Origin of the sequence: Mesorhizobium sp. M0293 (genome assembly GCF_040321735.1) — a bacterium.
In the GTDB taxonomy this organism is placed as follows: Bacteria; Pseudomonadota; Alphaproteobacteria; order Rhizobiales; family Rhizobiaceae; genus Mesorhizobium.
This window is the reverse complement of the sequence record NZ_JAMYSA010000206.1, coordinates 1-5251: the sequence shown is the minus strand read 5'-3', so window position 1 is coordinate 5251 and position 5251 is coordinate 1. Positions and strand designations below refer to the sequence as shown.

General features: G+C 59.1%; 6 protein-coding genes and 2 pseudogenes. 3 read left to right on the top strand and 5 right to left on the bottom strand.

What is annotated here, in order from left to right; all coding sequences use genetic code 11:
• On the top strand, positions 1-1079 hold a 1079-nt coding region (locus NKJ06_RS34230; protein WP_352812328.1), incomplete at its 5' end, for a thioesterase domain-containing protein.
• A 122-nt stretch (positions 1080-1201) separates the two neighbouring features.
• On the opposite strand, the gene NKJ06_RS34225 is transcribed toward NKJ06_RS34230, so the two are convergent.
• The 5 genes and pseudogenes from NKJ06_RS34225 to NKJ06_RS34205 form a co-directional block, all read right to left on the bottom strand.
• Positions 1202-1522: a transposase gene (locus NKJ06_RS34225; RefSeq protein ID WP_502905674.1), complete on the bottom strand. Its 321-nt coding sequence runs from the start codon at positions 1520-1522 to the stop codon at positions 1202-1204.
• Positions 1523-1538: 16 nt separating this feature from the next.
• A complete protein-coding gene (locus NKJ06_RS34220) occupies positions 1539-2912 on the bottom strand; it encodes an IS30 family transposase (protein ID WP_352812326.1) in 1374 nt (457 codons plus the stop codon).
• Positions 2827-3255: a DDE-type integrase/transposase/recombinase gene (locus tag NKJ06_RS34215; protein WP_352812324.1), complete on the bottom strand. Its 429-nt coding sequence runs from the start codon at positions 3253-3255 to the stop codon at positions 2827-2829. Before NKJ06_RS34215 ends, NKJ06_RS34220 begins: the two co-directional genes overlap by 86 nt.
• A gap of 193 nt (positions 3256-3448) precedes the next feature.
• Positions 3449-3586: pseudogene (locus tag NKJ06_RS34210) on the bottom strand (ATP-binding protein); the annotation flags it as partial.
• 44 nt (positions 3587-3630) lie between these two features.
• Positions 3631-4268: pseudogene (locus NKJ06_RS34205) on the bottom strand (IS6 family transposase); the annotation flags it as partial.
• Between NKJ06_RS34205 and NKJ06_RS34200 the strand changes: the two are divergent.
• Together NKJ06_RS34200 and NKJ06_RS34195 are read left to right on the top strand one after the other, a co-directional pair.
• Positions 4200-4346 (top strand): hypothetical protein, encoded by a 147-nt coding sequence (locus NKJ06_RS34200; protein WP_352812331.1) that lies wholly within the window; start codon positions 4200-4202, stop codon positions 4344-4346. The pseudogene NKJ06_RS34205 and the gene NKJ06_RS34200 overlap by 69 nt on opposite strands.
• Positions 4343-4588 carry a phasin family protein gene (locus tag NKJ06_RS34195; RefSeq protein WP_352812330.1) on the top strand — a complete coding sequence of 82 codons (246 nt, stop codon included), beginning with the start codon at positions 4343-4345 and terminating at the stop codon, positions 4586-4588. Before NKJ06_RS34200 ends, NKJ06_RS34195 begins: the two co-directional genes overlap by 4 nt.
• Positions 4589-5251: the final 663 nt, after the last annotated feature.

The following is a 5251-nucleotide window of genomic DNA, read 5'->3' as shown; positions in this document are numbered from 1 at the left end:
CGCTGCTGGCCGGGATCTGGCAAGAGCTGCTCGGCCTCGAGCGCATCGGGCGCCACGACCACTTCTTCGAGCTCGGCGGCCACTCCCTGTTGGCCGTGCAGCTGCTAAGTCGAGCTTCAAACCTCGGGCTGAAGTTTAGCGCCAGCGATCTCTTCCGGACACCCATTCTGAAGGAGCTTGCATCGAAGCTCAATTGGGAACCACAACCAAGTAATCCGGGAGTGATTTCCATTCGTCCGGCGGGATCGCAGTTGCCGCTCTTCTTTTTTCCGACAGGGTTGGGAGACTGTTCCTATGCCGTCAAATTGGCGAGCGAAATGGACATAGACTGTCCTGTCTATGCGCTGCCATGGCCGGATTTCGATGAACTTTATCCACCAACTCTCGAAGAAATAGCCGCGCAGGCAATCGAAGTGATGAAAGAGATCCAGCCGTTGGGGGCTTATCGCCTCGCGGGATACTCATCAGGCGGGATCTTGGCTTACGCAATTGCGCAGCACCTGTTGAGGCTACGCGAAGCTGTTTCATTCATGGCGTTCATCGATGTTACGCTACCTGCAAATGGCTCGAGCATATCGCCCATCCAGGTGGTCAACGAACTGGTTCTGGAACGCCTCGAATCGTTGGAAGATGAGTGCTTCGCGGAGCTTGAACGCTTCGCTGAACAAAGCTCGATTGCTCAGCTGCTTGAAAAGGCGCAGCAAATTGGAGCGATCCCTTCAAAAGGCGATCTCCGAGACGAAGTGATAATGTATGAAAAAATCGCTCGGTTCCACGGGGCGCTGCAGCGGTACCAACCTCCTTCCCTGCCAGTTGGAATACATCAGTTTTATGCCACTGAAATTCGCCCCCTTCGTGGCGCACGCGCCAAGAGTTCAATAGATCCAAACGCAACTTCGCCCATGCGGGGGTGGGACCGGATCTTAAGTGCGGCGCCTATTTATACCGTGCCGATTCCTGGCGACCACCTGACCATGGTGACCATTCCAGAAAACCGTCGGGTTTTGGCTCGAGCCATTTCGATGGCTTTAATCAGTTCACGTAGAACACCGGGGGGTTCCGTCGCAAACTCCAGCTGAGGTCGCCAAGGCAGGTTGAGCGTCAGGCGGCCCTCATGCTGCGTATTCCAATGAAACCGGACAGTGATGGAGTGCACCCCCAGACTGAGACAAGGAAAATCGCGGACACCTCCCGTGTTAAGCTATGCAGCCTTTTCCATCTGTCGCCCGCGTGAATGCTTCTGTTCGTATTCCTCCGGACTGAGGTAGTCGAGCGCCGAATGTAGGCGCTGCGTGTTGTAAACGGTCTCTATGAAAGCACCGATGTGCTTGCGGGCATCATCTGCATCCTTACAGGCCAGACCTTGCACCTCTTCCTGTTTCAGGGTTTTCATGAAGCTCTCCGCCTTCGCATTGTCGTAAGGATTGCCGACACGGCTCATGCTTACCTGGATGCCGCAGCGATGCAGAAGTTCGGAGTAGGCCCCGCACGCGTATTGGGCGGATTCAAGCGGTCGTCGCAACAGCGATTGTGTTCACTCATGGCAGCAACTCGTCAAGCGCCTCTGCCGGCGTTTTCCAACCCAGGGTCTTTCTCGGCCGGGCATTAAGGGCCGCTGCCACGGCGGCGATCTCGTCGGCGCTGTGGATGCTCAGGTCGGTGCCTTTCGGGAAGTACTGACGCAGCAGCCCATTGGTGTTCTCGTTGGTGCCGCGCTGCCATGGGCTTTGCGGATCGCAGAAGAAGACCTGGACGCCCGCATCGATCGTGAGACGATCGTGCTGGGCCATTTCGGCTCCCTGATCCCAGGTCAGCGAACGGCGTAGTTCTTCGGGCAAGGTGATGATGGTGCGCGTAATTGCGTCGCGGACAGCTTCAGCTCCATGTCCAGCGAGCGCAGGCCCGTTCTTCGCGCGCGGAGCTTCGCCATGCCCCGCGAGCCGGGGAAGATGCAGCAGCATCGTGAAGCGTGTCGTACGTTCAACCAGCGTGCCGATCGCCGAGCTGCCAAGACCGAGGATGAGGTCTCCCTCCCAGTGACCCGGGACCGCGCGATCGGCCGCTTCGGCGGGGCGTTGACTGATCATGATCTCCGGCGAGACAAAGCTCTTACCTCGCCTGCGTACGCGCGCCCTGGGGACCCGCAGCACACGCCCCGTTCGCAAGCAGGCCGTCAGCTCGCGGCGCAGCACTCCGCGGCCCTGAACGAAGAGGGCCTGATAGAGGGCTTCGTGGCTGATGCGCATCGTCTTGTCGTCCGGGAAGTCGATCGGCAAGCGGCGGGCAATCTGCTCAGGGCTCCAGGCCCTGGCCCATCGCCGATCCTTTCGCGGGCCATGCCGGCGGCCCTTCCACGGAACGGTGGGACCATGAACGGGAGCGCCGCTCGGGGCCACGACAATGCCAGCAAGTCTCTCCTCCACATAAGTGCGCAAGGTTGCGTTGAACGCAAGCTTGGTCGGCTTGGGCCGACGGGCCGATCGATCCGCATGCCACTGGGCAGTCGTCGCCCGATACTCCAACCCGCCGCTGCGGGTGGCCGCGTTGCGCCACAGTTCACGGGAGATTGTCGAGGCGGACCGACCGAGCCGGCGCCCAATCTCCTGCATGGAATGGCCCTGTACCCTGAGAAGTGCGATGTCTTCGCGCTCCACCAAGGACAGGTACCGCCCGGAGAGCGGCTTCGCCGAGGATCTGAACATCGCTGGTGGCATACCGCCCGCCTTTCGGAACCATCTGGTTCCTACAGGCTGCGACACTCCGGCTTCGAGCGCAGCATCTTCGCTGCTCAGCCCCGCGGCGATCGCCCGCCAGAATCTAATCTGTTCATCGCGCCCCGCCAAAGGTGGCCGTCCTGGTGAAGGTAATGGCGCTCGTCCAGACCGTGCCGATCGCCGCTTTCGAATGCTCATCGCAACCTCCAACTTCCGAGTGTTGCGACGACCGCTTGAATCCGCCTTGAACCCCGCGGTCGGAATGATGGATGAGGCTCCCGGGTATGGGCTGGCGATCAGCGATCGCCATCTCGAGAGCCTCGATGGCAAGGCTTGCTCTAAGATGCGTATCCAACGCCCATCCGACGACCTTGCGGCTAAACGCGTCAAGGACAACGGCAAGGAAGGCAAACTCCTCGGCCAGATGCAGGAAGGTGATATCGGCAACCCATAGCTGGTTTACGCCGGTTTCGCCCGCCTCCATGCGCCGGAGAAGCTCCAGCTTTTGGTCATCATCAATAACTCTTTGCCGTCCGGCCATGCCCCAGTTTCCTCTCTTGCAGGGAAACTGTCCGCGATTTTCCTTGTCTCAGTCTGGGGGTGCACTCCAGTGATTCCGAAACGAAACCGGACGCTTATTCCGATTAAATACCGGACGCGATTCCGAGGCGAAGCCGGACGGCTTAGAGCGCCTCAGGGTCATTTTTGATATTTGTCGACGAAGTCGTTTCCGGTCAAGCGGCAGTTGCGTCTGCGACTGGCAGGACCCTGTGTTTGCGCATGCTTTCGCCGGAGAGTTCGATGCGATAGGCGTTGTGAACAAGGCGATCGAGAACGGCATCGGCCAGGGTTGGGTTCGCGAATGCTTCATGATGCACCTTTCCTTGATCGCCTGGTCCGTTGCAGTCGGCGTTGAGGCAGCGAGGATGGCGAACTGCTCGGCGATCGACGGACTGGGATTGTAGGCATACTTGCCTGTCGCTTGCGCATCATGTGGATCATCTCGATGCCGGACAAGGATGATGGGGGCGCTCGCATGAGACTTGAAGCCGAGCATGCAGCGGATGCGGCGCTTGATGCGCCGGTGATCCTGTTCGATCCGGTTGTTGAGATACTGGCTCTTTCAGATCCGGATCGGCTTGAGCTGCCGCCGCGAGCGATCCCGCAGCCGGCTTTCCGCGTCACAGGAACGGATCGCCTCGCGATTGGTTTGGCTGCGGTCGATGACGATGCGCTCGGGGCGGCCATGACGCTGAAACGCCTTGCGCAGAAAGCGTTTGGCAGCCACCAGGTCACGATGTTCGCTGAAGAAGAACTCTACTGTGTCGCCGACGCTATCGATTGCACGGTAGAGATACATCCATTGCCCGCGAACCTTGATGTACGTCTCGTCCATATGCCACTTGCCGGTGACGGTCCGCTGCGCCGGTTGAAGCGCTCCAGCAGTTGCGGCGAGAAGCGGACGACCCAGCGATGCACTGTGGAATGATCGACGCTCAGGCCGCGTTCGGCCATCATCTCTTCCAGATTGCGCAGGCTGAGATTGTAGGCCAGGTACCAGCGCACGCACAGCAGGATCACCGACTGGTCGAAATGACGGCCCTTGAACATGACAAGCTCCTCGGAAACTGAAGAGCCTCCATGCCCTCGATTTCATTACCGAAGAGTTTGCAACAGATCCCGAAGCCCTGGTCGCCGTGAAGTCGCCGTCCGAGTTTCTCGAACTGCAGACCGTATTCCTGCGCAAACAGATCGAGAAGTCCGCCCAACAGTCCAAGGCCCTCCAGGCATTGATGTTGAGAGCTAGCGAGGACATGTCCAAGCCAATCAAGGATGCCTTTGAGAAGACCTCGAAGGTACGCAAAGCGGTCTGATTCCTTAAGGCAACCCGAGACCCAAAGTCAGTACCTTGTCCACGGGGGCACCTGGCGCTGGTCTTCTTCCATTTGGTCGGACGGCTTTGTCTGCCCGACCGCATCGCAGTGATGTCGTCCTCACGGTTTTCCGCGCGTCTTGGCCTCTAGGTCCGGTGCATCAGTCGCGATTCTCCCCGCTGTAGCGGACAAGCCGCGCGATTTGTTCACGCAATGAGGTGGTGCACGGCAAGTCGGGGAAGGTCGCCGTCTCGACAATCGCGCTACGATCTGGGGCGACGGCACCGCGCTCGCGGAGCACCCACACTCGTGCAGGTCATCGAAGAGCGGCTTGATCACTTCCTGCCGTATCGCCGAATTGCCCCCTTGGCTGCTCCATTGTCGAATATCTGACAAATTGCGTCGAAGCAAACAGATAGAACCGAGCCGCACGTCCAAGATGCTGATAATACGACACTTTTTTGAGTTGGCATTGCTCTTGCTTAAGTGACGTTAATTCCAGGAATTCCTGGCCCGCCTGATCGGCAAAGGTGGTCTGTGGCAAGCGGTCGTACGCTGCGACGATGGAGTTAAGAAAACTGGTTCCGTCGCAAACTCCAGCTGAGGTCGCAAGGGGAGGTTGAGCGTCACGCGGCGCTCATGCGGCGAGCATTTCGAACTGCT

Excerpts from the sequence above, each read along its gene's own strand:
- NKJ06_RS34220 (WP_352812326.1), bottom strand. The coding sequence starts at position 2,912 with ATGAGCATTCGAAAGCGGCGATCGGCACGGTCTGGACGAGCGCCATTA.
- NKJ06_RS34215 (WP_352812324.1), bottom strand. The coding sequence starts at position 3,255 with ATGGCCGGACGGCAAAGAGTTATTGATGATGACCAAAAGCTGGAGCTT.
- NKJ06_RS34200 (WP_352812331.1), top strand. The coding sequence starts at position 4,200 with ATGATCGACGCTCAGGCCGCGTTCGGCCATCATCTCTTCCAGATTGCG.